Genomic DNA, 297 nt, shown 5'->3' with positions numbered 1-297 from the left:
GAGAGCGATGCGCGCAGTACGCGGTTCGTGCTGAGGTTTCCGCGCGCCAGGTGAGGACGCAAAACCGGTTACACAGACCCCGCCGCGCTCTGGCTTTCGCCACCCCACGTCCCGCCTAACGCCTTCAGCAACAACACACTCGATTCCAACTGCCGCTCGGCAATCTGATCCGCGATGCGCTCGTTCGTCAGCGCAATCGTCTGCGCGGTCACCACGTCGAGATAGCTGACCGCGCCCGCGTTGAAGCGGTTCGTCGTGAGCCGCAGCGACAGGTCCGCGGCCGTGGTGGCGCGCTGT

1 pseudogene is annotated in these 297 nt (G+C 65.7%); it reads right to left on the bottom strand.

Annotation, left to right across the window (positions count from 1 at the left end):
- Window positions 1-68: 68 nt before the first annotated feature.
- A pseudogene (locus P0D73_RS46890) lies at window positions 69-297 on the bottom strand (RND transporter); the annotation flags it as partial.

The sequence above is a fragment of the Paraburkholderia sp. RL18-101-BIB-B genome (assembly GCF_046026985.1).
GTDB lineage: Bacteria > Pseudomonadota > Gammaproteobacteria > Burkholderiales > Burkholderiaceae > Paraburkholderia.
Note: the sequence above shows the minus strand (reverse complement) of the source record. Positions and strands in the feature narration are given on the sequence as shown.